The sequence below is a fragment of the Bradyrhizobium sp. SZCCHNR1017 genome, from assembly GCF_032381375.1.
In the GTDB taxonomy this organism is placed as follows: domain Bacteria; phylum Pseudomonadota; class Alphaproteobacteria; order Rhizobiales; family Xanthobacteraceae; genus Bradyrhizobium.
Genome location: NZ_JAUHIR010000014.1, coordinates 97,560 through 121,792, shown reverse-complemented (window position 1 = coordinate 121,792; position 24,233 = coordinate 97,560). Strand labels below are relative to the sequence as shown.

The 24,233-nt window shown below is 65.9% G+C and carries 16 protein-coding genes; 12 read left to right on the top strand and 4 right to left on the bottom strand.

Features of this window, described 5'->3' with window-relative positions; all coding sequences use genetic code 11:
* Window positions 1–7 precede the first annotated feature (7 nt).
* From QW863_RS28265 to QW863_RS28210, 12 genes are all read left to right on the top strand, one after another.
* Window positions 8–1,453: an aldehyde dehydrogenase family protein gene (locus QW863_RS28265; protein ID WP_315716246.1), complete on the top strand. Its 1,446-nt coding sequence runs from the start codon at window positions 8–10 to the stop codon at window positions 1,451–1,453.
* Window positions 1,450–2,067, top strand: coding sequence for an HD domain-containing protein (locus QW863_RS28260; protein WP_315716247.1), 618 nt, complete (start codon window positions 1,450–1,452; stop codon window positions 2,065–2,067). Before QW863_RS28265 ends, QW863_RS28260 begins: the two co-directional genes overlap by 4 nt.
* Entirely contained in the window at window positions 2,064–2,825 is a 762-nt protein-coding gene (locus QW863_RS28255) for an SDR family NAD(P)-dependent oxidoreductase (RefSeq protein WP_315716248.1), read from the top strand. The genes QW863_RS28260 and QW863_RS28255 overlap by 4 nt, the downstream gene beginning before the upstream one ends.
* Before the next feature lie 16 nt (window positions 2,826–2,841).
* A complete protein-coding gene (locus tag QW863_RS28250; RefSeq protein WP_315716249.1) occupies window positions 2,842–3,165 on the top strand; it encodes a 2Fe-2S iron-sulfur cluster-binding protein in 324 nt (107 codons plus the stop codon).
* A 456-nt stretch (window positions 3,166–3,621) separates the two neighbouring features.
* The gene (locus QW863_RS28245; protein WP_315716250.1) at window positions 3,622–5,106 is read left to right on the top strand and encodes an aromatic/alkene/methane monooxygenase hydroxylase/oxygenase subunit alpha; all 1,485 of its coding nucleotides are present in this window, start codon (window positions 3,622–3,624) and stop codon (window positions 5,104–5,106) included.
* 89 nt (window positions 5,107–5,195) lie between these two features.
* Window positions 5,196–5,441, top strand: coding sequence for a toluene-4-monooxygenase system B family protein (locus tag QW863_RS28240; protein ID WP_315716251.1), 246 nt, complete (start codon window positions 5,196–5,198; stop codon window positions 5,439–5,441).
* Entirely contained in the window at window positions 5,434–5,814 is a 381-nt protein-coding gene (locus tag QW863_RS28235) for a Rieske 2Fe-2S domain-containing protein (protein ID WP_315716252.1), read from the top strand. Before QW863_RS28240 ends, QW863_RS28235 begins: the two co-directional genes overlap by 8 nt.
* 9 nt (window positions 5,815–5,823) lie before the next feature.
* Window positions 5,824–6,123 carry an MmoB/DmpM family protein gene (locus QW863_RS28230; RefSeq protein ID WP_315716254.1) on the top strand — a complete coding sequence of 100 codons (300 nt, stop codon included), beginning with the start codon at window positions 5,824–5,826 and terminating at the stop codon, window positions 6,121–6,123.
* Between the two features lie 21 nt (window positions 6,124–6,144).
* Window positions 6,145–7,170, top strand: coding sequence for a toluene hydroxylase (locus QW863_RS28225; protein WP_315716255.1), 1,026 nt, complete (start codon window positions 6,145–6,147; stop codon window positions 7,168–7,170).
* 57 nt (window positions 7,171–7,227) lie between these two features.
* On the top strand, window positions 7,228–8,217 hold the full coding sequence (locus QW863_RS28220) for a 2Fe-2S iron-sulfur cluster binding domain-containing protein (RefSeq protein ID WP_315716256.1): 990 nt from the start codon (window positions 7,228–7,230) through the stop codon (window positions 8,215–8,217).
* Window positions 8,218–8,224: 7 nt separating this feature from the next.
* A complete protein-coding gene (locus QW863_RS28215; RefSeq protein ID WP_315716257.1) occupies window positions 8,225–8,755 on the top strand; it encodes a luciferase family protein in 531 nt (176 codons plus the stop codon).
* Between the two features lie 21 nt (window positions 8,756–8,776).
* Entirely contained in the window at window positions 8,777–9,274 is a 498-nt protein-coding gene (locus QW863_RS28210; protein ID WP_315716258.1) for a 2Fe-2S iron-sulfur cluster binding domain-containing protein, read from the top strand.
* Between the two features lie 82 nt (window positions 9,275–9,356).
* Here the strand turns inward: QW863_RS28210 and QW863_RS28205 are convergent, their stop codons facing one another.
* From QW863_RS28205 to QW863_RS28190, 4 genes are all read right to left on the bottom strand, one after another.
* Window positions 9,357–12,461 carry a DEAD/DEAH box helicase gene (locus QW863_RS28205; RefSeq protein ID WP_315716259.1) on the bottom strand — a complete coding sequence of 1,035 codons (3,105 nt, stop codon included), beginning with the start codon at window positions 12,459–12,461 and terminating at the stop codon, window positions 9,357–9,359.
* Between the two features lie 877 nt (window positions 12,462–13,338).
* On the bottom strand, window positions 13,339–15,222 hold the full coding sequence (locus QW863_RS28200) for a hypothetical protein (RefSeq protein ID WP_315716261.1): 1,884 nt from the start codon (window positions 15,220–15,222) through the stop codon (window positions 13,339–13,341).
* Window positions 15,215–20,884 (bottom strand): hypothetical protein, encoded by a 5,670-nt coding sequence (locus tag QW863_RS28195; protein WP_315716262.1) that lies wholly within the window; start codon window positions 20,882–20,884, stop codon window positions 15,215–15,217. Before QW863_RS28195 ends, QW863_RS28200 begins: the two co-directional genes overlap by 8 nt.
* A gap of 37 nt (window positions 20,885–20,921) precedes the next feature.
* Window positions 20,922–24,218 carry a hypothetical protein gene (locus tag QW863_RS28190; protein ID WP_315716264.1) on the bottom strand — a complete coding sequence of 1,099 codons (3,297 nt, stop codon included), beginning with the start codon at window positions 24,216–24,218 and terminating at the stop codon, window positions 20,922–20,924.
* Window positions 24,219–24,233 lie beyond the last annotated feature (15 nt).

The window sequence follows — 24,233 nt, the reverse complement described above, 5'->3', positions numbered from 1 at the left end:
CGCGGACATGGACATGTTCATCGACGGCCGCTGGGTTGCAGCCCAAAGCGGCGCGACCTTCGACGTCGTCGATCCGGCAACGGGCGAGACGGTCGACAGCGTTCCGGAGGCCGGGCGCGCGGATGTCGATGCCGCCATCAACGCGGCCGACATCGCATTCCAATCGTGGAAAACAACGCCCGTGGCAGAGCGCGCCCGCCTGCAGAGGAACGCGGCGCGGCTGATGCGCGAGAGTGCCGGTGAGCTCGGTCGCCTGCTGACCAGGGAGCTCGGCCGTCCGCTGGCGGGAGCCGTCAGCGAAATTCAGCGCTCGGCCGAACTGCTCGACGTCTATGCCGAGGAAGGCCTGCGCCTGCACGCCGAGATGCCGCTGACGGGTGTGGCCGGCGAAAAGATCATCATCACACGCGAGCCGGTCGGCGTCGTGGTCGCGATCACGCCCTTCAACTATCCGGTGACGCTGCTCTGCTTCAAGCTCGGCGCCGCGCTGATGGCCGGTTGCACCGTCGTCGCCAAGCCCGCCGAGGACACGCCGCTGTCGACCTTGCGGCTCGCTGAACTCTTTCGGGCCGCTGGGTTTCCGGACGGCTGCTTCAATGCCGTGACCGGTCGCGGCCCTGACCTCGGCATGCAGATGATCGCGCATCCGACGCCGCGCAAGATTGCGTTCACCGGCGGCACCAGGGCCGGCAAGGCGATCGCTGCTGCTGCAGCCGGAACGATGAAGCGCGTCACCCTCGAGCTCGGCGGCCAGTGTCCGGCCATCGTCTGCGCCGACGCCGATATCGGCGCAGCGGCTGCTGCGATCGCCCGTCACGCCTTCGCCAATTCCGGCCAGTTTTGCTACCGCGTCAATCGCGTCTATGTCGAGCGCCCCATCTACGCGGCCTTTCTCGCTGCGCTCGCCGACAAGGTCGCGCAGCTCGACGTCGGCAACGGCCTGACCTCGAATTGCGCGCTGGGACCGCTCATCAACGAGAAGATCTACCGCAACAGCGAGCGGCAGATCGCCGATGCCCGTGCCAATGGCGCAACCGTGCTGACCGGCGGCGTCCGGTTGACGGGCGGACTCTACGACAAGGGCTGGTTCCTGCCGCCGACCGTGATCGCCGATGCGCCCCCCTCCGCGCTCGTCATGACCGAGGAAACGTTCGGCCCCGTGCTTGGTGTCGCCCCGTTCGACGATCGCACCGAGGCGCTGCGGCTCGCGAATGCGACGGTCTATGGACTGGCCGCCTTCGTGTTCTCGCGCAACCTGGCGACAGGACTGACCCTGGCCGAGCGCCTCGAAGCCGGCTCCGTGTGGGTCAACGACATCCAGCGCTCGAACCAGCGCGCTCCGTTCGGAGGCATGAAGCAGAGCGGAATCGGCCGCGAGAAGGGTCGCTACGGCATCGAGGACTATCTCGAATACAAGACCATCTATCTCACCTACGACGCGGAGCTGCGATGATGCATTTCCTGCGCGAACAGGATCTGCCGATCTGGCTCGCAGCGCGGCCGTGGCTGGACGTCCGCTCCAACGACGAGCATACGCTGATCTCCTATCGTCTCGGCCAGGCGCTGCTGCGGATCCATCCCGACGCGGACGCCGCCGTGGTGCTGCCGGCGATCCTCATGCACGACGTCGGCTGGAAGAAATTCCCGCCCGAGCAGCTCGCCGCCGCCGTCGGCCCCAATCCCAGATATCCCGAGCTGCAACGTGCCCACGAAATCGAAGGCGTGAAGATCGCAGCCGAGGCATTCGCACGGCTGGCGATCCCTGGGCTAAGAGTCGAGACCATCCTGGCGATCATCGACGGCCACGACACCCGAAAGACGGCGATCTCGCATGAGGATGCGCTGATGAAAGACGCCGACAAGCTGTGGCGCTTCACCGGCCATGGGGTCGCGACGATCGGCGGCTGGTTCGATACGCCGCCGAAGGAGACGCTCGCGATGCTGGAAAGCTTCGTGCTGCCGTCGATGCTGACCGAGGCCGGCACCACCATGGCCCGGGCGCTGATCGCCGAGGGCACGGCGTCTGCGTTCATGGCGGATCTGCTGCACATCGAGGTTGCCACATGAGTCCGATCCAACTGCAAGGCAAGCGCGTCATCGTCACCGGCGCGGCCGGCGGGCTGGGCCGCGGATTCGCGCTCGCCTTTGCTGCGGCCGGCGCCGAGATCGTCGCCGCCGACATCCGTCTCGGCGGCGCCGACGACACCGCGCGGCTGATCCGCGACCGCGGCGGCAAGGCGCACGCGGCGGAGGTCGACGTCGCGAACGAGACGTCCACCGCGGCGCTGGCGCAATTCGCGCTGGCGCGCATGAGCGGCCTCGACGTGCTGGTCAACAATGCCGCGATCTATGCCGGGCTCGAACGCCGCGGCTTCGAGGCAATCCCGGAGGCCGAGTGGGACCGGGTGATGCGCGTCAACATCAAGGGCGTATGGATGATGAGCAAGGCGGCCGCGCCACTGCTGCGACGCGCCGGCGGTGGCGCGATCGTCAACGTCTCGTCGGCCACCGTCATGAGCGGCTCGCCGATGTGGCTGCACTACGTCACGTCGAAAGGCGCCGTCATTGCGATGACGCGTGCGCTGGCGCGCGAGCTCGGCGACGACAGGATCACGGTCAACGTCATCGCGCCCGGCTTCACGCTCACCGAGGCCAGCCTCGGCCTGATGGAGAACGCCGCCGAATATGGCGTGTCCCGCGGTGCCCTGAAGCGCGCCGCCGACGTCGACGACATGGTCGGCGGCGCGCTGTTCTTCGCGTCGCCGGCCGCGGCCTTCATCACCGGTCAGACCCTGATCATCGACGGCGGCCGGCAGTTCATCTAAGGACACGCAACGACCCATGCCCAGAATCACCTTCATCGAGCCCGACGGCACCGTGCGCCTTGTCGAGGCCGAGCCCGGCGAGAGCGCCATGCAGGCGGCGAAGCGCAATGGTGTCGATGGCATCATCGGCGAATGCGGCGGGTCCTGCATCTGCGCCACGTGCCATTGCCACGTCGACAAGGCATGGCTGGAGCGCGTCGGCCCCGCCGGCGACATCGAGGCCGACCTGCTCGAGTTCGAGGCCGCGGACGTCCGGCCGGAGAGCCGCCTAGCCTGCCAGATCCCGATCACCGATGCGCTGGACGGCCTCCTGCTGCACGTCGTCGGCCGCAGCCGCTGATCTGCGGCGGGCGTCCCCTGGCTTCGCCTCCCCTGCATCGATCCGTCGCCGACTCCGGTCCGCCGAAATGCGGCGCGTTCATGCGCCCCGTCATGACCGTCGCTCGCGTCGCTTGAACCGGCCTCGCATCAGCGAGCCGACGCATTGACGCGCGACATCGTCGATTTTCGCCCCACGCCGCAATCCATCATCTGCATGCTGACGCAGCGGCAGGAATGCATCCGCATGCGATCATGAGCCAACATGCGAGCCATCAATTCGCACGCGATGATGACCAAAGAAAAACCAAAGAACGCCCCCTAGACTGGCCATCAATGCATCGAGCGACGATCTCTCGGCCTCTATTACTGAGGATCGTCCGTCATCGACACGAGCCGCGCAAAGTCCGCTCATCCAAGGGCGGCGGCGCGGAACGCAACCAAGAACAACGATCACATCGCTCGGGAGGAGCAACGCATGCCGAAGCTGCAGCGGCGGGACTATTACGACACAGCCCGCGACATGAACTGGGCCTTCTCCTATGTCAGCGAGGACGAGGTCTTTCCCGAGGAGCTTTCAAAGAGCTTCGGCATCCACGGCGAGCAATGGTGGGGCTGGGACGAGCCGTACAAGCTGACCTACCGCGAGTACGTCCACAACCAGGCCGGCAAGGACGACGGCATCTACTCGATCCGCTCGACGATCGCGCGCTCCAATCTGTACGACAATCTCGATGCCGGCTGGAAGTCGGCGATCAAGGCGCATTACGGCGCCATTCCGGTTCCGGAATATTTCGCCTCGATCGGCGAGGCGCGCATGGCGCGGTTCGGCCGCGCCGCTGCCTGGCGCAACATGGCGACCTTCGGCACCCTCGACGAATGCCGCCACGGCCAGGCGCAGATCTACTTCCCCTATTGCCTGCTGGCGAAGGATCCGCAATTCGACTGGGCCCACAAGGCGATGCACACCAATGAGTGGGGCGTGATCGCGGCGCGCAGCCTGTTCGACGACATGTTCACCGCCAATGATGCGGTGTCGACGGCGATCCAGCTGACCTTCACCTTCGAGACCGGCTTCACCAACCTGCAGTTCCTCGGCATGGCCTCGGATGCGCTGCATGTCGGCGACATCGAGTTCGGTGCGCTGATTTCCTCGATCCAGACCGACGAGGCGCGGCATTCGCAGCAGGGCGAGCCGACCTTGAAGATCATGATCAACAACGGCAAGAAGGCCGAGGCGCAGAAGATGGTCGACCAGATGTTCTGGCGGTCGTGGAAGCTGTTCGCGCTGCTGACCGGCATCTCCATGGACTACTACACGCCGCTGGAAAGCCGGACGATGTCGTTCAAGGAGTTCATGCAGGACTGGATCTGCCGGCAGTTCATGGACCAGTTCAAGGACCTCGGCATGAACGTGCCGTGGTATTGGGAAAAGCACTTCCTGCCCGAGCTCGACTGGGTCCATCACGCCTATCACATGGGCGTCTGGTTCTGGCGGCCGACGGTGTGGTGGAATCCCGATGCGGGCGTGTCCGCGGCCGAGCGTGACTGGCTCGAGCAGAAATATCCCGGCTGGAACGACCGCTTCGGCAAGCTGTGGGACGTGATCGGCGACAATGTCCGCACCGGCCAGATCGAAAAGACCTATCCGGCGACGCTGCCGGTCGTCTGCAACTGTTGCCACATTCCGATCTGCAGCCCGAGCATCGGCCAGGCGCCGCGGATCACCACGCACAACGGTCGCAAGCTGAACTTCTGCTGCGAAGTCTGCGAATGGGTGTGGAAGAGCCAGCCCGAGCGCTACGACACCCATCTCTCGATCGTGGACCGTTTCCTGGCCGGACACATCCAGCCGCCGACCCTGGAAGGCGCGCTGCAATATATGGGCATCACGCCCGATGTCGCCGGCAATGACGCGCAGAGCTACGCCTGGAATGGCGCGTCTCGCCTCGCGGCCGAATGATCCGCCCAGCATGAATTGACAGGCGCCGCTTACGAGCGACGCACCACCCGACACGACCACAGATATAACAACAAATCTGGGAGGTAAGCGTGGCCCTGTTCCCGCTCCAAGCCAACTTCCGCGGCGACTTCGTCGTCCTGCTGATCCCCGTCGACGACGGCGATAGCATGAGCATCGTGGCCGACAAGGTCGCCCAGCACGCGGTCGGACTGCGCGTCGCCGAGAAGAACGCCTCGAAATGCGTCTACTACAACGGTCGCGAGCTGCCGTCCGCGATGACGGTGGCGCAGTCCGGAATCCAGCCGATGGATTGGATCGAGGTGGCCTATGTCTGACGATGCCGACGTGACGTGGAGGCAGGTCGCGACCTTGGACGACCTTTGGGAAGGTGATTTCATCGGCGTCGAGGTCGACGGCGAGGAAGTGATCGTGATGCAGCTTCCTGGCGGCGAGTTGCGTTGCTTCCAGGGCATGTGCCCGCACCAGGAGATCCTGCTGGCGGACGGCAAGGTCGATTTCGAAGCCGGCACCATCACCTGCTCGGCCCATGAGTGGGAGTTCAGCATGGATGACGGCCGCGGCCTCAACCCGCGCGACTGCCGCCTCTTCCGCTACGCGGTGAAGAAGGACGGCGAAGCGATTCTGGTCGGCGTGCCCAACGACGGACGGCTGCGCCGCCTCCGCCACAAGACCGAGCAGGACGCATAGGACAAGCCCATGACCACGACAGCAGCACCGAAACTGGTCGGCCCCGTCATCAGGGGCGTCGACGAGGACATCATCGACGCCGTGATCGCGGCGAGCGAGCAGGACAATCCGGACGTCGAGATCGTCATCGAGGACCGCGGCGGCTATGTCCGCGTCCAGGCCGACCGGAATTTCCGCCTGACGCAGAAGAGCATGCAGGCGGCGCTGGGGCGGCCATTCCGGCTTGCCGAGATCGAGCCGAGCCTGGTGTCGTTCGGCGGACGGCTCGAGTCGATGGACGACGAATGGGTCTGGACCATCCACACATAACAAATTCCGGGAGGATATGTCATGACCGCGATGACCGCGAAGCCGGCTGCGCGCAAGCAGAAGAAGACCTGGAGCCTGTGGACCGAGCGCCGGCTGCCGTCGGAATACGAGGCCGTCACCTACAAGTTCCACAGTCACTTCCGCCGCGCGCCGGCACCGTTCGAGCTGTCCGAGAACTGGTCGATCAACCAGTTCTATCTCAGGCATCGCGAAGGCTCGAAATTCGCGCTGGACGACTGGGAGGGCTATCGCGATCCCCTCACCTACACCTATCGCCGCTATGTCACTGACCAGAAGGATCGCGAGGTCTATTGCGACAACCTGATCGACGAGTTCGAGCGCCAGGAGAGTTATCGCAAACTGTCCGCGCCGTGGCTCGACTTCCTCGGCCAGGCCTATCTGCCGGTGCGTTTCCCGGGACACGCGATGCAGATGAGCGCGGCCTATGTCGCGCAGATGGCGCCGTCGGCGTTCGTGACCAACACCTTCTACTTCCAGATGGGCAACGAGATGCGGCGGGTGCAGCGCCAGGCCTATCTGGCCAAGGCGCTGGCGCTCGACACCGGCCGCCCGGAGCTCGCCGACAGCAACATTGCCCGTACCGTCTGGACGCAGGCGCCGCAATGGCAGGGCCTGCGCGAGCTGATCGAGAAGCAGCTGATCGCCTACGATTGGGGCGAAGCGTTCGTGTCCCGCAATCTGGTGCTGCGGCCGATCTTCGATCACGTCTTCAATCGCGAGATCGCCGATCTGGCGCGCACGAACGACGACGACCTGCTGGCGCTGCTGCACGACGACTTCCGCAACTACGACGAAGCCTATGCGGTCGAGACCACCAAGGCCCTGGTGCGCTACGCCACCGGCAAGGTCCCGGAGCACGCGGTTCTGCTGCGGGAGTGGGTCGCGAAGTGGATGCCGCTCGGCGAACGCGCCGCGCGCGGCCTCAGCGAGGCACTTTCGACCGCGCCCGGCGCCGACGATGCACGGGCGATCCTGGAGCGGACCATGACGGCCCAGGCGAGGCTGATCGCGGATTGCGGCTTGTAGTCTGGCAGACGCGGTCGGCATGCTGCACCGACCGCCCAAGCCGAAAGGATGGCGTGGATGACCCGGCAACTCCGCATCGAGCCCGACGGTGTCGCGATCGACGCGGCCGGCCATGACACCATCCTTCAGGCAGCGCGACGCGGGGGCGTCGCGCTGCCTTACGAATGCGGCTGGGGCAGTTGCGGTGCCTGCAAGGTGACGCTCATCGATGGGCAGGTCGATCTGATCTTTCCCGGCGCGCCGGCGGTCAATCCGCGCGACGCACGACGCAACCGCATCCTGGCCTGTCAGTCCCGCGCGATCTCGGACGTCACGATCGGCCGCGGTCCCGGCGACTGGTCCGCACCGACGCCGCGATGCGTCGAGCAACAGGCGACCTTGCGCGGCGTCGACGATCTCGCGCCGGAGACCCGCCAGTTCAGCTTCGAGACGGCCGAACCGATCGACTTCCGGCCGGGTCAGTATGCGATCCTGCATCTCGGCGAAGGGCTGCGGCGCTGCTACTCGATGTGCAACCTGCCGGGCAGCAACGTCCTGCAGTTCATTGCCAAGCGCTACGATGGCGGCACGGGCAGCAACGCGCTCGCCGCGTTGATCCCAGGCGCGCAGATCACCATCGAGGCGCCGTTCGGCGCCTGCACGCTGCGTCGACAGCCGGGCCGCAAGGTGTTCGTGGCGGGAGGCACCGGCATCGCGCCGATCCTGGCGATGCTGCGCGAGGCCGCGGCTGCGCGCCTCGATTTCGGATCGCCCGCGGACGTCATCTACGGCGCCCGTACACCGGCGGATCTCGCCGCCGATGACATGCTCGAGACCGCGATCGCGCGCATTCCCCAGGGGCGCTACCTGCCCGTGGTCGAACACGCGCCGTCCGGCTGGCCGCATGCGGCCGGCTTCGTCACCGATGTCATCAAGGCCGCGATCCCGGATCCCGCGGCGGCCGAGTTCTATGTCGCCGGCCCGCCGGTCATGGTGAACGCGGTCAGGTCGCTGCTGCGCGCCGCCGATGTTCCGATCACGCAGGTTCATTATGACAGCTTCGGCTAGAGCAGGCGTGCGCAGTGCTGCACCCGTCTGGGCGATGGCGCCTGGACTGCGCCGTCTCGCCACACGTCCCGGCAGCGCGCCGCGGCTCGCACCAACTTGGCCCTGCCACCAGCTCGGCGACACCTCGCCCGCCGGATACGCCGCACAGCTCGTGTCCTGCGCCTGCGCGCTGGCTGGCGTCGAAGAGGTGCCGGCGCCGATGAACGCCGCAGGCCGCGCCTTCGCGCTCGATGACATCCATGCCATGGGCCAGCCGGAGGCCTTCGTGTTCGCGCCGGTGTGGCTCATCGTTCGCCCCGACGGGTCGCTGCACCTGACCTTGCGGCCGGAATGGGCGCAGAAGGTGGCGGCCAAGGGCTGGGGCACGGTGCATCCGTTCGCACGCTACATGGCCGGCGCCGTGCCGCCGCAGAGCCTCGTGGTCTACGCGCCGCGCGATCAAAGCGAGCTGGCGGTTGCTGCGCGGATCATCGCGGCCGCGCACTGCTACGCGAGCGGCCGCATCGGCGACGTCGCATTGCCCGACAGCCGGTGGTGAGCGATGACGGAGCTCTCGGCCATGACCAATGAAGGCGGCACCAGGCGGTTTCGCATACGGCTGGAACGTCCGGAGGGGACGTTCACATTCGACGCCATATCCGACGAATATCTGCTGTACAGCATGATCGACGCCGGCATCGAGACGCCCTACATCTGCGAGCAGGGCTGGTGCCTCGCATGCGCCGCGCGCTTGGTATCGGGCAACGTGGACCGCTCCGATGCGCTGACGGTCTACCCTCAGGACGCTGAAGCCGGCTTTCTGCTGCTGTGTTCGACCAAGCCCTGCTCGGATCTGGTCCTGATGCTCGACGAGCGCCAGACCCGACGGGACATGATGCAACACCGGATCGAGCACAATCAGTTGGCGCGAGCCTATCCGCCCGGCGCACGTCTCCGGTTTCGCCGCGGACGCGCTAAGGCGCGAGTCGACGCGTGCACCCGTTCAGCAACAGGGACTCGAACAGATGAGCCGGCGACATCCGCTCAGATGGGGCTGATTGGATCAAAACCCAAATAGCCTCGTTTCAAGCGCCTCGCTTTCATTTCGGGGCCCGAGGAGGTCACACAGGACCGCTTCAAGTTGAGTGGCGCATCCCTCGTCATTCGTCCAGCAGATCCAAGAACTGTTCGACCCGTCGTAAAGCAGGTTCATCGCTGCGCCCGGGATAGACGACGCGATCGCCCTCGCGCTGCAGTGACCGCGAGCGTAATTTACCGATCCTCCCTGCGAGCATCGTTGCAGCAATCGCATCCGGGCCGACATCGAGACGCATGATCCCCCGTTGCCTGCAACTTATCCTGAGCTTGGCGACAGCAAAGAAATTGCTGGCCTCGGATGGCAGCTTGCCGAATCGGCGGTGCGTTTCATCCTCGAGCTCCTCCAGCTCGTCATCACTCCGGCACCGAGCGGCTCGAGCGTAGATCTCCAGCCTGACCGCCTCCGATTGCACATAGCTCGAAGGAAGCAGCTCAGGAATGGGAAGATTCAACTCGGGGATCCAGAGCGCGGACATTCCATCGCGGTCTCCCTCCAGGGCAAGCGTAAGAAGGTGGCCGTAGAGCGTCGGTCCGAACACCTGCATGTGGCCGGATTGTCGATCGGAGCGCAGGTCGCCGCCGCCGCGGAGATCGAGGTCGCGAGCGCTGATCGCGAAGCCAGCGCCCGGACGGCTCAATTCCTCGAGAACGGAAAGCCGCTTTTCCGAGCGTTCAGAGCCACCTTCCGTCAGGAAATGTGCAAACGCCCGGATGCCGCCCCGTCCTACTCGCCCCCTGAGCTGATGCAATTGTGCCAGGCCGAATCTTTCGGGCCAGCACACAACGATGGTGTTCGCACGTGGGATGTCGAGGCCACTTTCCACGATGTTGGTCGCAAGTAATACATCGGCACGGCCTTCGACGAACCCCATCAACCTCTCGTCAATCTCGTCCGTTGGCATCTTGCCGTGAATGGCAATGATACGTAGTTCCGGCGCCAGCGCATGGATCCTGGCGAGCATGGGATCGAGATCCTGGATCCGCGGACAAACGACAAAACTCTGACCGTTACGTCTGTGCTCACGAACCAGCGCAGCGGCGATAGCTATGTCCGAAAGCGGTGCCACCTTGGTGGCAACCGGAACACGATGGACCGGCGGGGTTGCGATCACGCTGAGATCCCTCAAGCCCGTCAAGCCGGCCGCAAGTGTGCGGGGGATCGGTGTCGCACTCATCCAGAGCCGGTGGCCGTTCTTATTGAGGCCCGACAGCATGGCTTTCTCGGCAGCGCCGAAATGCTGCTCCTCGTCAATGATGATCAGGCCAAGTTCGGCAAATCTCACTTCCTTGGATGCGAGCGCGAGGGTCCCGACGACGACCCTGAGTTCTCCGCTCTTGAGGCGCTCCCTTACCTCTCGCGCTTCGGCGGTCGAGGCAACCCGCGACAGGTTTCCAACATCGATGCCAAGAGGCGCAAAGCGCTTGCGGAAGGTTTCGACATGCTGTCGTGCCAGCACTGTCGTCGGCACGACGATAGCGACCTGCTTTCCGGCCAGCACGGCGGCTGCCGCTGCGCGCAGCGCCACCTCGGTTTTGCCAAAGCCGACGTCTCCACAGACGATCCGGTCCATCGGGTGCCCCGATGCAAGATCATCCAGAACGTCGCGGATGGCCTTCGCCTGATCGGAGGTGGTGAAATAGGGAAACCGCGCGACGAACTTCTCATAGACAGCAGGGCGCGGCACGAGCTTCGGAGCCGGGCGCCGCCGGCGCTGACTCATCTGCTTGGCCAGCTCCTTTGCGACCACGTGAATCTCCGTCTCGGCAGCGGCTCGCCGCGGCCGCCACGAGCTGCCGTCGGCCTTGTCCAGCGAGGTGTCTCCGAGCTCAGCGGCGTAAGGCCAGATCAGCGCCAATTCTGCGAGAGGAACGAGAACGGCGTCGTTTCCGGCAAATACCAACCTGACCATCTCGCGCGCCGAAAGATCTCCCGTGCCCATGGATCTCAGGCCGCCAAGGCGTGCGAGTCCACGTTGCAGATGAACGACCACGGATCCGAGTTCGGGGAGATCTCCCGAATCGAAGCCGGGCGTCCATGCCCAGTTCATCGGTTGCGGTTGGTGTGCCCTGCTGCCGAGCACGTCGGCAGCAGTGATGACCACGAGCGGCTTCTTTCCAGGAACGACAAAGCCCGCATCGAAGCCTGCCAACAATGCGGCCTGCTGCCTGCCCCTTGCGGTCGCGCGCGTCCAATCGGGCACACATTCGGCCTTGATAGCGCTCATCCGGGCCATCACACGCAAATCAGCTTCGACCGCAGCGACGAAAAGCACACGTGCGCTTCCGCGCTGGGCTTCCTCGATAAATGCACGGAGCGCCTTCCGCGGAGAGGCTGCCTTGTAGAACTCTGGCGTCGCACGATACGGAGTGGTTGGCGGCAACACAGTGATCTTCTTGGCCGCCAGCTCCCATTCGCGTCGGCTGAGATAGGCACGGTCACGCTCACTGCGGGCGGCCGCATCCTCGATCGTGCTCAACCAGGTGTCGGCGTGCCTGGGCACGGTGCTGTCGGCGATCCATTTGGCGCGTGCGCAATAGTCCAATAGGCTGGACCTTCTTCGAGCCCGGCCCGTGAACGCTAGCCGCTCGGACATCGGGTCAATCAGGAGTTCCTTCGTTTCGGAAATCACCTCCTGGTCTATCGGATTGATCGCTGCAATACGCCGGATTCTCCCTCCGGAATGCTCTATCCTAAAAGGTCCGAACGCGCCGGCCGGGAAGATCTCGAAGGTGTTGCCGTGAAACAAAACTCCACCGGGATAATCCGGACTGTCGTCCAGGTCGTACCCGAGAGCTTTCAGACGGGCCTCAAGGTCTTCCTCGGAAAAGACGGCCCCGGTCCGAAGGGGAAATCCGATACGAGACCAGTTCGCAGGCAACGGCAGGAGCTCCATTATGGCCTCCGCCGTCGCGATCAGCAGGATCGGCTTCTTTGCCCTGGCAAGGCGTCTCAAGACGGAGCTCCGCCGGCCCGCGATATCACGTGAAGGCTCAAGCTGATCGAACGGAAGCGTGTTCAAACGGGGATAGACGAGCACATCACAGGCCGGCTCGATAACTGGGATGATCGAACCCAACAGCTCGGCTCGGCTCTCATTTTCGGCGAGAAACACAAGTCCGCCCCGGCCCGAAGCGCGCCATTGCGCCGTAAGATACAGCGCCAACATGCCCAGCGGCGACGAGGAGGAAATGCCAGTCCGAATCGGAGCCTTCGTTGTTGCCGCAACAGATGTCTTCTTCCGCGGGGCGGCCTTTGGTGACGCGGAGCGCTTTGCTGATGTGTTCTTGCGCGGCGTTGAGCCACGGGGCGTACGAAGAGCAGTGGTCACTGAATTCTCGTGCTGAATTGACGAATGCGAGGCAAGCCTGCGAATCTTTGTCGAGCTTTAGCGGATTCGACGGCTTCAAGGGATCCAAACTTCGGAGTGTCGATCACCGTTCTCCCCTTAAGTGCGACGGTGTCACCAACCAGCACCATCGTCGCGCTCCACGTGGCAGACTGGGGTGCCATGACAACTATGACGCAGAGATTCGTTCTTGAATGACCATGGTACGAGCGCCGTGATAAGCGTGATTACCGCCTTGGTGACTGGGCTGCACAGAATTCACGAGCCCGGCTGAGACGGCCTGCGGTGGGACTACCCATCACCAGGTTTGAGCAGAGCCTGCGGTTGCCCATGCTATAAGCGATCCCGCGTGATCTCTGCCCTTATGGCTAAGGGCTTCTGCCGAAGCTGCTGAAGCCGCAACGTACAATAACGCAGTAACCCTCGATTCGGCACAATCAAGGCGAACTTCTCCGCGCTCAATCTTGAACGGCGTTCCTCGTGCTCGCTCTCCGTTGCTCCTATGTCATGAAGGAAGCGCTGAGGTTGAGAACGGGTCTTCGGATATTCACACTTGCTGGCCGCTACGTAATCTTGTGGCGCCGGGCGTCTGCCGTCGCGTGAGAAATTCCCGACTTGGCAATGACGCGCGCCCGTTCAACCCTCAATCGCCGGCGGCCGCGCCACCGCTATATGTCGGCGGTGACGTTTCATGCGTTCATGCCTTTCGCTTCGGAAGGATCGCGTCGAAAGCGAGCTTGCTCGACCGCTCGCCGCGATCGGTCTCCTTGCGGATGCCGAGCCAGACGAAAGTGCGGCCGTTGTACCAGCGCGTGCGCTGGAAGCTCTGGGTGACACGAATGCCCGCGCGCGGCACCTCCTCCTCATGGAGATTGTAGCCCTGCTGCTGCGGGAGGTCGAGACCGTGGCGCAGCAGATCGGTGCGAGGTTCGACGCGCACCGGCGGATCCGGGTCACGGTCGATGACCCGCAGCATTGCGGCGCGACGCAGCTGGATCTCGCGGCTGTCGTTGTCGATGTGCACCGGGATGAATGGGATCCAGTTCTCCGGCATCTCGCTCATCAGCCGATAGCGGATCGCGGCGTCGTTCTCGATCGGCGGCGCAGGTGCTGGGTCCGGCGGCAGGCTCTCCTCCACCAGGCGACGGAAATAGCGGCGGGTGTCGAGCGCGGCGCTGCGCCCGCTCTTGCTGTCGCCCGAAGCCAACATCACCCGCGACTCGACACCCCACACCATGTTGGCCATCTCGTCGCGGAACAGTTCCACCGACTCCAGCGGCTCGCTCTCCTGGATCTTCGGCACGCTGGGCACGATGAACAGGCTGAGATCGGCGGGAATGTCGTTGCTCCCCTTCGTCGCCAGTGTAAACATCGACCAGCGTTGCCAATCGGCGTCCGTGCCCTTGCCCGCGGCTTCAACCCAGATCCGCTCGCCGAAGACGTTGGTCACGCTCATGCCGGCGACCCGGGTAATCGCCCCGGCCGGCACAGTGAACGGCATCAGGAACCAATCGTTGGCGTAGACGAGGCCGAATTCGATCAGCAGCAGCTTGTTGACGTCCGTCGTCTCCGGATCGATGTCGCCGAAATTCGTTCGTCCCTCCTCAAAGGTCCACCAGCGTGTGTTCGGCATGCCGTCGAACTGGATCGGCGCCGGGATGAACGATGCCGTAAAGGTCGTCTCGACGGCGGCCGGCGGCGGCGCGTCCGCCAGGTCACCGAGTCCTGCGCCGAAGGCGTCGACGTCGAAGTTGTACCAGTCGAGATGCCCCTGGAAGTATTCGTCGGCGACCACGAGCTTCTCGCCGCCCGCCTTGGGCGCCGACGCTGCAAAGGCGTATTCGAGGCGATCGGGCAGCCAGGCATCGGCGGCACCCGCGGCGGGCTGGTAGAACGCCTCCCGGTACCAGCCAAGGAATTCCGCCTCCGCCGTCTCGATCGCAGCGGTGCTGGCTGGATTGCCGAGCACGACGAGGTCGTGCGCGTGATTGCCGGGCGCGGCCGTCAGATGCTCGACGAGGTCGTAGCCGTCCATCGACCGGCCGGCCAGCGCCGCCATCGTCTGCCAGGCTTCGCGATGGGCGGCGACCGGCGCATCGGCCTTGAGCGCCGGATCTGGCATGGCGACCGGCAGCGCCGCTATGAATTGCTGGGCAAGCCCCGGCTCGATGCCGGCGACGAGCTTCAGCCAGCGCCGGCCCAGGGCGATGCGGAGATCGAACGCGATCTTCTGGCCGGCGAGACGGAACGGGATCGGCCGCCGCTCGACCTTGGCTTCGAGCGGTACGTCGTCCGCAAACGCTTCCGGCGGATTGCCGGCCGCGCGGTATTTCGTCAGTTCGGTGGTCTCGATGTGCACCTTGGCGACGACGGGCGAGCCGGCGTCGTCGCCCTGAAACTCGCCCATCTGCCACTGCTTCGTCAGCAGCCACAGCGGATCACGGACCTCGGCCTTGAGCGCGCGGTCGAAATCGTGCGTGCGTGGACGGCCCTCGAGCCTGTTCCACAACGTGATGGTGGGCAGCTTCACCTTGCCGGAGAACACGGCGGAGAGGTTCTGAACCGCGACATAGTCAGCCATTGCCCGTCTCCGTCTCGGCCAGCACCGCGGCGAGGTTGTTGTTGAAAGCGAAGTTGAGCGAGGCCGTGATCGGATGGAAGGCCACGGCGGACACCAGCGCCGGCAGGAAGCGGGCATAGGCGGTCGTGTCGACGTGGTCGGGCTCGATCGCGCGCTTCTTGGCGAGGTCCATCGTCTCGCGTACCGTGTCGACGAGATCCTGCCACTGCCACGAGCCGACAAATTTCGGCGGCAGCGCCAGCAGCAGAGTCTGCGGCGGTTCGGCGTTTGGCCGGTCGAAGTGGAACGCCAGACCGGTATCCTCGGTCGGACGCGGGATCACTTCGGTCCACTCGTCGAGCAACAGCCCGAGTTGCCGCCGCGCCGGATCGAAGCTTTCGGCGAAATGCGCGGTATAGAGCAGCTTGTCCTCGTCGATCACGAACGGCTTTCCGTCGGCATCGGTCTCCGGGAATTCGAGTCCGAGCCACGGCAACTCGGGGCGATGCGGAAATTGCAGCGCCTGCAGCGCGACGCCCGCCCCCGTGAACGCGTCGGCGAGATGCTGCGAAGCTTCCAGATCGTGCAGCTTCGACCGCACCCGCGCGACACCCGTGAACCAGTCGTCGAGCGGAAAGCGGCGTCCGATCGTCGTCTTGAGGAACCCGAGAATGGTCTCGTCCGCCTGCGCCCCCGCGCCCCAGGCGTTGCTCCATTCGCCGGCCTGCGCCGCTGGCAGACCGAAATCCGGAACGATCTTGAAATCTTCGCCGAACAGCAGCTTCGCCGCGGCGGTCAATGCCTCGATCTTGTTCTTCGCCTCCGCCGCGGCATCGTATTGATCGAGCCGGGCCTGGATCGCCGGCAGCCGCGTCGTCAGTTCGAGCGCGAGCGCGGCGGTGCGCTTCGCCATGTCCTCTGCGAGGGCGACGATCGCCGTGCGCTGTGCCGCGATGTCGATCGCCGCCGCGTCGAACGCGGCGTTCGCAGCCTTCGACGCCTCGATGCCGTCATGCAAGGCGGCGAGATCGGACGCATTGTCGTAGAGCATGATAAGAACGGCGCGCTGTCCAACGAAGGCGGCGCGCTTGCCGCTCATGAGATCGTCGCGGAAATCGTCCGGCTGCGCCGGTAGAGGGTCGGTCGCCGTGGTCGCGATCAGCTTTTCGGCCACCCGCAGCGCCAGGAACTTCGCCGCGTCCGGCGCGCCGGAATCAGCGTCGTAGGCGAGTATGCGTGCGTCGAACTCGGCGAGTTGCCTGGTCCATCGAGCGATGTAGCCGGCGAGTACGGCGTGCAACTGGGAGAAGATCCGCCGCCGGTCGGCGTAGACGGCACCGGTACCGGTCTGCAACGCCGCGAATGGACCGAGACCCTGCATCACCGATACGAAGCCGGTGATCGTCTGCTCGATCTCCGTGGCGATCTGGGCCTCCTGCTTGGCGTCGAGGCGGGCCTGCAGCGCCGTACGGAAGGCGTCGAGATCCGCAAGCCGCGCGGCGAGCAGATCGCGCGGCAGCGTTGCCCGCTCGCGCGCGAGCGCCGCGTCGAGATCGACCGCCTCGTTCGCCTCGCCGGCCATCGCCATGTCGCTCGCCTTGAGCGGACGTGAACGCAGTAGCAGGCTTCTGAGATGCCGCACCAACGCCGACAGTTCGAACAGCGGCACATGCCCGGCGATCGCCGCAATCCTCTCGCGGTAGGCGATCGTCAGCATTGCGTCCGGGCGCGGTGCATGGACGGCGATCACATGCGCTTCGATCAGATCGTCGAGCGCCTTGGCGGCTGGATCGTTGTCCGGATCGAGCAGATACAGCAGGTCGATCGGCAGCAGGCCGAGATCGGCCTGCGTCACGTTGTAGGTGACGGAGGAGAGATCGAGCGGGTCGGTGACCGTCACCGAGCAGGCGACCGCTGCCGGCGGCGGCAGAATGCCCGCGAGCCAGGCGTTGAGCGCGGGCTCCGCCTTCGCCCGCGGCGATGTCAGCGCGCCGTCGTTCGGGTCGAGCCCGGCCTTGAGATGCAGCGCCACCCGATGGGTCAGCGTCACCCCCGACCGCGGCGTGCGCACCACGTCGGGGGTCGCCGGGAATTTTCCCTTGGAGTAGGTGTCGAGCACGGCGCCGGCGCGGTCGTAATTGCCCTGCACCACCTGATGCACGCTCTCTGCCATCGCGAGGTCGGCGACCGCGTCGGCGATGTCGGCAATCCGCGCGGCCTCGGCGGTGATCGCTGCGGCCTGCTGCGGGCTCGCCGCCGGCAGGTCGGCATCGTGGCCGAACGGGTAGCTGCTCACGCCGCTGGTCTTGATGTGTTCGACCAAAGCAAGGCCGTCGATGACGTTGCGCGCCTCCACCCGGTTGATCCGCAGTCGCCGACCGAACGCGTCGAGCCGGCCGGTAAGCGTCGGAGCCAGCCGGTCGCCGACCAGCGGGAACACCTTGCGGAGGTCGTAGATGAACCCGTCCACTTCGACGTCGTGGCGATCGTGCAGGCCGCGCTCGAACTGGTAGCCGAGCAGCGCGCCGAGGCTCTGCTCGCCCTTCATTCCCTCGATGATCGACAGCGCGATGCGGACTCGTTCCGAGCTGAGATTGACGGCGAGGCTGCCGGGATTGTCGGGCGTGGCGTTGGACAGATAGCCGTTGCGCAGCACCGCGGCGGTCACCGCTTGGTTCAGCGACGGCGCGTGGATGTAGCCCTGGTTGCTGCGGTCGCGCATCAGCGGCGGCGCATCCGGATCGGCGAAGATCGCCGCGAGGTTTGCCGGCAGTTCGACCGCCGTCAGCTTCTTGAACTCCGGCTTGACGTTCTCGAGCCAGCCATAGGCGCCGAGATAGATTCCGGTCTTCGCCTCGCCGGCCGGTGCGCCCGGCTGAGCGGTCCCCCGGCCGGCACCGTGCGGATAGCGCATCCGTTCCAATTGGCGGCTCATGATGCCGCCGTACCAGGCGTCGAACCGGTAGGTGCAGAGGTCGAGATGCTCGGCGAACACCCGTTCCAGAACCGCTGTCGGGGACCTCTTCAGCCGTTCGAGCGCATCGAGCTGGCGCTTGAGATACGCGGTGGCGACCATCGAGGTCAGCACCGTCGGGATGAACTCGCCGACCGTCCTCAGTCCCGTTCCGGTGACCGCGGCGTCGCTGCGGTGGAGGTAGCGCCAGCGGCTGCCGCCGGCCGCAGCCGGCACGGCGAGGCTCGCCTCCTCGACCTGAAAGAACTTCGGCTCGCGCCGCGCCGCCTTCAACTCGGTCTCGCCGATCAGCCCGGCATTGAAGAACAGGCGGATGCTGGTCTCGACGAAGCTCAGGTCGAGCGCGTGATGCAGCATGAGATACAGCAGCGCGTTCGGGCGCTGGGTGAAGCCCTGCTGCAGCCGCAGCGCATCGTGTGAGGTCGCCGCAGCCTTGATCAGCCAGCCGATGTAGTTGTCGCCGCCGGCGGTGTAGGCGCGGATCTGCTCGGTCTCCGACAACGGACGGTCGTCGATCAGCGGGCCCTTGAGCTGGTTGGGCGCCTTGAGAAAGAGTTTCTCGAGGATGTCCGGCACCTCGATCCCCTCGGGCGGCGTGTAGCCGAGCTGCTTCAGCAGATCGAGCCCGCTTCCGACATAGCCCGCGGCGAGCAGGAGCGCGACCAAGGCGCCGCCCGCCCCCTGCATCGCGAGGCGGTTGTACAGTTCCTTGAAGCTTTCGGCGAAGCGTTGCTGGAATTCCACCGATCCGGCGTGCAGGCCGAGGACATCGAGCAATATCTGATGACGGTCGCCGCCCGGCTTGCCGATGTAGGACACCCGCGACATCAGCGGCTCCAGATCGGCCTCGACCTTGCGCAGCAACTGATACAACCGCGTCAGGAACCGCAATTCCGGATCGTCCGGCGCGTGCGCGGCCCCGACTGCGACGTTCGCCCCCGCGAAGATCCACTGGATGCGCGAGCGCGGCGTCGCCGGCAGGATGCCGTAGGGCTGACGACCGACGCGGATCGTGGGCATCGGCCCGCGTGCCGACACGTGCCGGACGAAGAAGTCGCGGGTCCGCTCCACCGTCGAATCGTCGAAGATCGGATGAAGCATGCTCTCCATGAAATAACCGAGCGTGGCCGGCCACAGCGCCGTGTTCATGGCGCGGGCGTCGTTGACGTCGTGGCGATGGTAGAAGGGGATCACCGCCAGCGCGGCCGGATCGAGACCGAGCGTGGCGGCGAGGCAGCGTCCGTCTGTCCGCTCGAACCATCCGTCGGGGTCCAGGGGCGGAGTGCCGAAGTAGTGATCGAAGCTGACGTCGGACTCCTCGCGCCAGCTGTAGGCGGCGCCCTCGCCCTCGACGTTGTTGGTCGGCTGGCCCTGCGGCAGGATCGAGAACCCGGCCTTCGACTGATGATGATGGGCGAACAACTGCTCCAGCGCGACCCGGCCGGCGTCTGCATCGGCCCCGAGCCGTACACCGAGCACCATCAACTGATCGAAGCCGCGGCGGAAGGCGGGCGGCGTTAGCGGCACCCGGAATCCCATGCCGATCTCGACGGCGCGGTCGAAGTTGCGCACCCATTCGAGCTCCGGACCGAACGTGATGTCGTCGCCGTCGTGCGCGACCGACGCGTCGTCCGTTCCGGTCGGCGACGGCGTGACCGGCAGCGGCGACGGAATCGGTTTTCCGAGTTGCTCGAGTTCGAGCGTTCCGCCGTTGTAGCCGAGCAGGACGAGGCGATCAGGCAAGGTCCGCGCGGTCGCCGGCTGCGACCAGCCGGTCTCGCGCATCGGCGTGGCGTCCGCGGCGGGAAACTCCAGATACGCCGCGATGACCGTGGTGGTCGCGCGGTCCGCGCCCTCGGGCGGCGCGTCGGCGAGATTCCGCGGCCGGTACGCCTCACGGACCGCCGCGGCGCGCTCGGCCCCGAGCGCGTTGTCGAGCGCGGCGATCGCGTCCGTCTGCGCGGCCACGTCCGTGCCGGCGCGCCACAGCGCGATCCAGAATGCGCTGACCGTACCTCGCTCGGGATCGGCCAGCGGCGCGCTGGTCACCACCGTCAGGATCACGGTCGGCACGCCTTCCACCCTGGCCGGTCGCGCCGCCTCGTTGAGCGGACGATGAGTCTGGGTCACGTAGTAGGACCGCCCCGAGCCCTGTCCGCTCACGAGCGTTCGCCAGGCGGCCCGCTCCCCGGCGGTGTCGTGGTTCGCCCGCCAGACGTCGGCCCAATAGGCCTGGACGCGCTTCACCTCGTCTTCCGACAACGCCTCCTCGAAGCTGTCGACGGCGATGTCGTCCGGATAAACCCGGACCCACAGCTCGTCGCGGTCGCCGCCGAATTCCGCCGCCTGCTTGAAGCGCGTTTCGATCCGCAGCGGCATCAGCAGGATCGGCGTCTGATCGGACAGCAGGCCGATGTTGCGGCGTGGGTCGGTGAAGTTCGCGAACAGCCCGCTATTGCGGACCACTTCGTCCTTCGCCGCCTTCAGCGCACCGCCCAGCCGCTCGATCTCGGAGGCCGCCGCCTTGATCTCCTTGTCGATCGCCGCCAGCGCCGGATCGTCGGCGCCCTTGCTGACGCGCTCGGCCCGTGCGCGGTCGCGGATCAGCCGCGCGCGGGTGTGGCGAAGCCGGCCGATCTCGCGCGACGTCGCATCGGCCGCGGCGCGCGACGCTTCCAGCTCCTTGCGGATATCATCGAACTCGGACATTTCGCCTCCGCCGCCCCCTGTCGTGTCCGCTGCGCGATCAGTTCGGCAGCATCTCGCTGCCGTGCACCGCGACCAGCACGGGAACCTGGTAGAGGATGTAGGCGAGCTCCGCGGAGTTGCTGTCCGGATGCCAGCGTAGCGCCTTGTCCTCGTCGTACTGTTGTTTCTTCTCCTGCAGCTCCGGCGCCAACGGATCGTCCAGGGTGAGGGTCGGCCCGCCCGGCCTGATCTGAAGAAAGCCCTTGTCGGCGTCGGACAGCACGTCAGGCCAGGCGAGGTCGTTCCAGACGTTGAGCGGCCCGTCGCGAGAAATATCGAGGCCGAAGCGCGGCTCGCCGGGCCGCTCCTTGATGACGAAGAACCAGCCCGGCGCCGTCGAATTGCCGCGGCCGGTGCCTCCCTTTGCCTCCTTCGAGGTCAGGTCGAAGCCAATGAAGGTGATGTCGGGATCGACCTTGGCTTCGTAGAGCGGCGAGCGCAGGCGGTCTTCCACCGGACCGTCGGTCTCCAGCACCCGCTCGACGCGGGGATTGATCGCGCCGCCGTCGTCGCGCTGCCAGCGCGCCTTCTGGGCGTAGATCACCGCGGTGGGATATTTCTTCAGCAGCTCGCCGCGGATGACGAGGACGACTTCCTCCTCGTTCTCGCCCGGCTTCTCGCGATGGTCGTGATCGCCGAGCTTGGAGAACAGCGACCAGGTGTGGAGCGGCGGAATATCGCGGAGCTTTTCGCGCAGTTCGTCCTTCGACAGGCCCTCCCGGTCGATCACGCCGCTCGGGTCCCAGAACTGGCGGAAGCAGCTGCCGCGCTGGTCGGTGGGATATTCGCGCCACAGCAGCTCGCGGGCGAATTCATGGTTGAGGCCGACCATGTAGGCCTCGATGAAACGCTGATTGGTCTCGAGCAGCGTGATCGTGTTCTGCGGAATCTTGTCGATGTTCGGCAGGAAGTGCTCGTCGGACAGACCGAGAAGCGGCTTGTACATCGGCAGGTCGATTTCCGGATATGCCATCACAGGCTTGAACACTTCCGGCTGCAGCAGCGTCGCGATCCCGTTGATGGCCAGCACTCGCGGCGGAATGGTGATCGAGGAGAAGGTGAAGGCGGGCACCGTCTTGTCGGGATCAATCGCAGCGAAGGTCGACGCTCCGAGCGCGGCGATGTCGATCGGCTTGCGCAACGGCGGCTTGCCGAGATCGGCGCTGACTGTGAGCAGCCGGTTGAGATCCTTGAGGGCCAGTTTGAAGCGCGCCGCCTCCGGGCTGTCGGCGGACGAAGCGCCGCCGACCGGCTCAGGCGCGGCGGGATCGGGATCGCGGATGGTGAACGACGGAAAGCCCGGCAGCGCGTCGATGATCTCGGGCGAAGCCCCTTGCGGCAACACGCCGGTCGCGATGCCGGCCTGCTTCTCCAGCCGCACCAGCCATCGGAACAGCGCCAGCGCCGCTGCCGCGACCACGATCGCGAGCGGGATGGCGACGGCCAGCAGCAGCACGGCGAGCAGCAGCAGAACGACCAGTAGGACCCACTTCGCCCAGCGGTGCTTGGTGAGCCAGTTGGTCAGCTCCGCGGGCAGCGACTTCGGCTGAAGCTGCGCGGCGACATCCTCCACCACCGGCAAGGCGTCCGGGGTGACCCGCGGCGGCGCCGCGCTGACCTCGCCGCGATTGATCTTCTCCAGCAGCTCTTCGGCGCCTTTCGGCGAGTCGAAGCCGAGCGTCGCCGCGAGCTGGTCGCGCGGCCGGACCGCGCGCCGGAACGGCGCGGACAGCGCCGCGCGGGGCACCGTGCTTTCCTTGAGCCGATGGCGCAGCGTGAAGCCGTCGGCGATCACCCGGCGCTGCACCGGCGCCATCATTGTCAGCCCGCGTTCCGCACTGAGATCCTTCAGCGGCCCGAGATGGCGCGCATGCCAGATCGCGGCCGCGGCCTTGGCGAATTGCGCCAGCCTGATCCGCCGGTTCGCCGCAAGGATGTCGCCGACCTGGTCCCAGGCGGCGTCCATATAGGCCTCCTGGTTCTTCTGCACGACCGCCGTGCCGAACGCGGCGGGAACGCGAAACCGCGGGTCCAGATTGAGCTCGTGCACCCAGTTGCGCGGCTGCGGCGCGTCGCTGCCGTCTGCCTCCTCAAGCAACCGCTCGGTGAGCGCGTGCCAGCGGCCGTACAGCGGCGGCGTGATCACCGGGTCGGGCGCGCCTTCGCGGGCATAGTCGTCGGTCAGGTTGACGAAGCCCGCCAGCGCCTTCTCGAATTCGTGCGCGTAGGGTTCGTCCCAGCCCTCGTAGGCCGCGGCTTCCGCCTCCTGCGCGCCGGTCAGCGCCTCGTCCGGCACCTTGAGCGCGCCGCCGAGCCGCAGCACCCCGTGGAGCCCGGCGACCGCGATGGGCGGCATCCCGGAGCCGGGCGTCTGCGTGTCCATGTCGCGGCGGCCGAGCCGCGAGTCCGGCGGACGCGGCTTCAACAGGCGGACGAGGTACTCGAAATCGCCCACCGTCCCAGTCTTGAAGTACCACCGCTTGTACACCGGATGCAGCGTCGGGAACGGCCGGTCGGTATAGTCCGCCCAGGCCGACAGGGTGGCGAAGAGTGCGGGATTCGCCGCCGGCGCGATTCCGAGGCCGGCGAGACGGCCGCTCTCGAAGGTCGGCACCACGAACGCATGGTAGGACGTATTCGGCTTCAACTGACGTGGCGACAGGACGCGCGAATAGGCGTAGTCCGGATTGCTGGCCAGCAGGCTCTCCAGTCGCGCCCTCGCCTGGTCCGCATTGGTCGATTCCACCACGCCGTCCTGCTGGATCAGGTCGCGGTTGACGTGGACGTGCGCCCAGGCCCAAAGCTGGTCGGCGGGCGGAAATACCGAGGCCGGATCGCCCGTCACCTCGATCGCCGGCAGCGGCCGCGCCGACGACACCGCGACTTCCTTGAACTCCTCCACCTCGAGCACCAGAAGTGCGAGCCACGGGCGCAGCCGGTGGCGCGATTCGTCCGGCGCCGCTGGCGTGTAGCGCCACGGAAAATCCTCGTCGTAGAACTCAACGAAGGGCAGGTAGTTCGGCTCGAAATTGGTGATCCAGTCGCGCGGCTCCACCTTCACCACCGCCATCGGATCGATGCCGACGATGTCCCCGGGACCATAGAGCGCGACATCGCGCGAAATCGTCGCCGTCAGATCCGTGTCGCCCTGGACCGGCCGCCCGGCCAGCGACAAGTCGACCTTGATCGTCGCGCGCAGCGCCACCGAGTTGTCGTTGTCGGACGCCGTGATGCTGTTCGCCACGCCGAGCCGTAGCCAGGGCAGGAAGGAATAGGTGCCGATCGTGTCGCTCATCCCGCTCCTCCCCGC

Coding starts and splice junctions, on each gene's coding strand:
- QW863_RS28265 (WP_315716246.1), top strand. CDS start 8: ATGGACATGTTCATCGACGGCCGCTGGGTTGCAGCCCAAAGCGGCGCG.
- QW863_RS28260 (WP_315716247.1), top strand. CDS start 1,450: ATGATGCATTTCCTGCGCGAACAGGATCTGCCGATCTGGCTCGCAGCG.
- QW863_RS28255 (WP_315716248.1), top strand. CDS start 2,064: ATGAGTCCGATCCAACTGCAAGGCAAGCGCGTCATCGTCACCGGCGCG.
- QW863_RS28250 (WP_315716249.1), top strand. CDS start 2,842: ATGCCCAGAATCACCTTCATCGAGCCCGACGGCACCGTGCGCCTTGTC.
- QW863_RS28245 (WP_315716250.1), top strand. CDS start 3,622: ATGCCGAAGCTGCAGCGGCGGGACTATTACGACACAGCCCGCGACATG.
- QW863_RS28235 (WP_315716252.1), top strand. CDS start 5,434: ATGTCTGACGATGCCGACGTGACGTGGAGGCAGGTCGCGACCTTGGAC.
- QW863_RS28230 (WP_315716254.1), top strand. CDS start 5,824: ATGACCACGACAGCAGCACCGAAACTGGTCGGCCCCGTCATCAGGGGC.
- QW863_RS28225 (WP_315716255.1), top strand. CDS start 6,145: ATGACCGCGATGACCGCGAAGCCGGCTGCGCGCAAGCAGAAGAAGACC.
- QW863_RS28220 (WP_315716256.1), top strand. CDS start 7,228: ATGACCCGGCAACTCCGCATCGAGCCCGACGGTGTCGCGATCGACGCG.
- QW863_RS28210 (WP_315716258.1), top strand. CDS start 8,777: ATGACCAATGAAGGCGGCACCAGGCGGTTTCGCATACGGCTGGAACGT.
- QW863_RS28205 (WP_315716259.1), bottom strand. CDS start 12,461: ATGTTGGCGCTGTATCTTACGGCGCAATGGCGCGCTTCGGGCCGGGGC.
- QW863_RS28200 (WP_315716261.1), bottom strand. CDS start 15,222: ATGGCTGACTATGTCGCGGTTCAGAACCTCTCCGCCGTGTTCTCCGGC.
- QW863_RS28195 (WP_315716262.1), bottom strand. CDS start 20,884: ATGTCCGAGTTCGATGATATCCGCAAGGAGCTGGAAGCGTCGCGCGCC.
- QW863_RS28190 (WP_315716264.1), bottom strand. CDS start 24,218: ATGAGCGACACGATCGGCACCTATTCCTTCCTGCCCTGGCTACGGCTC.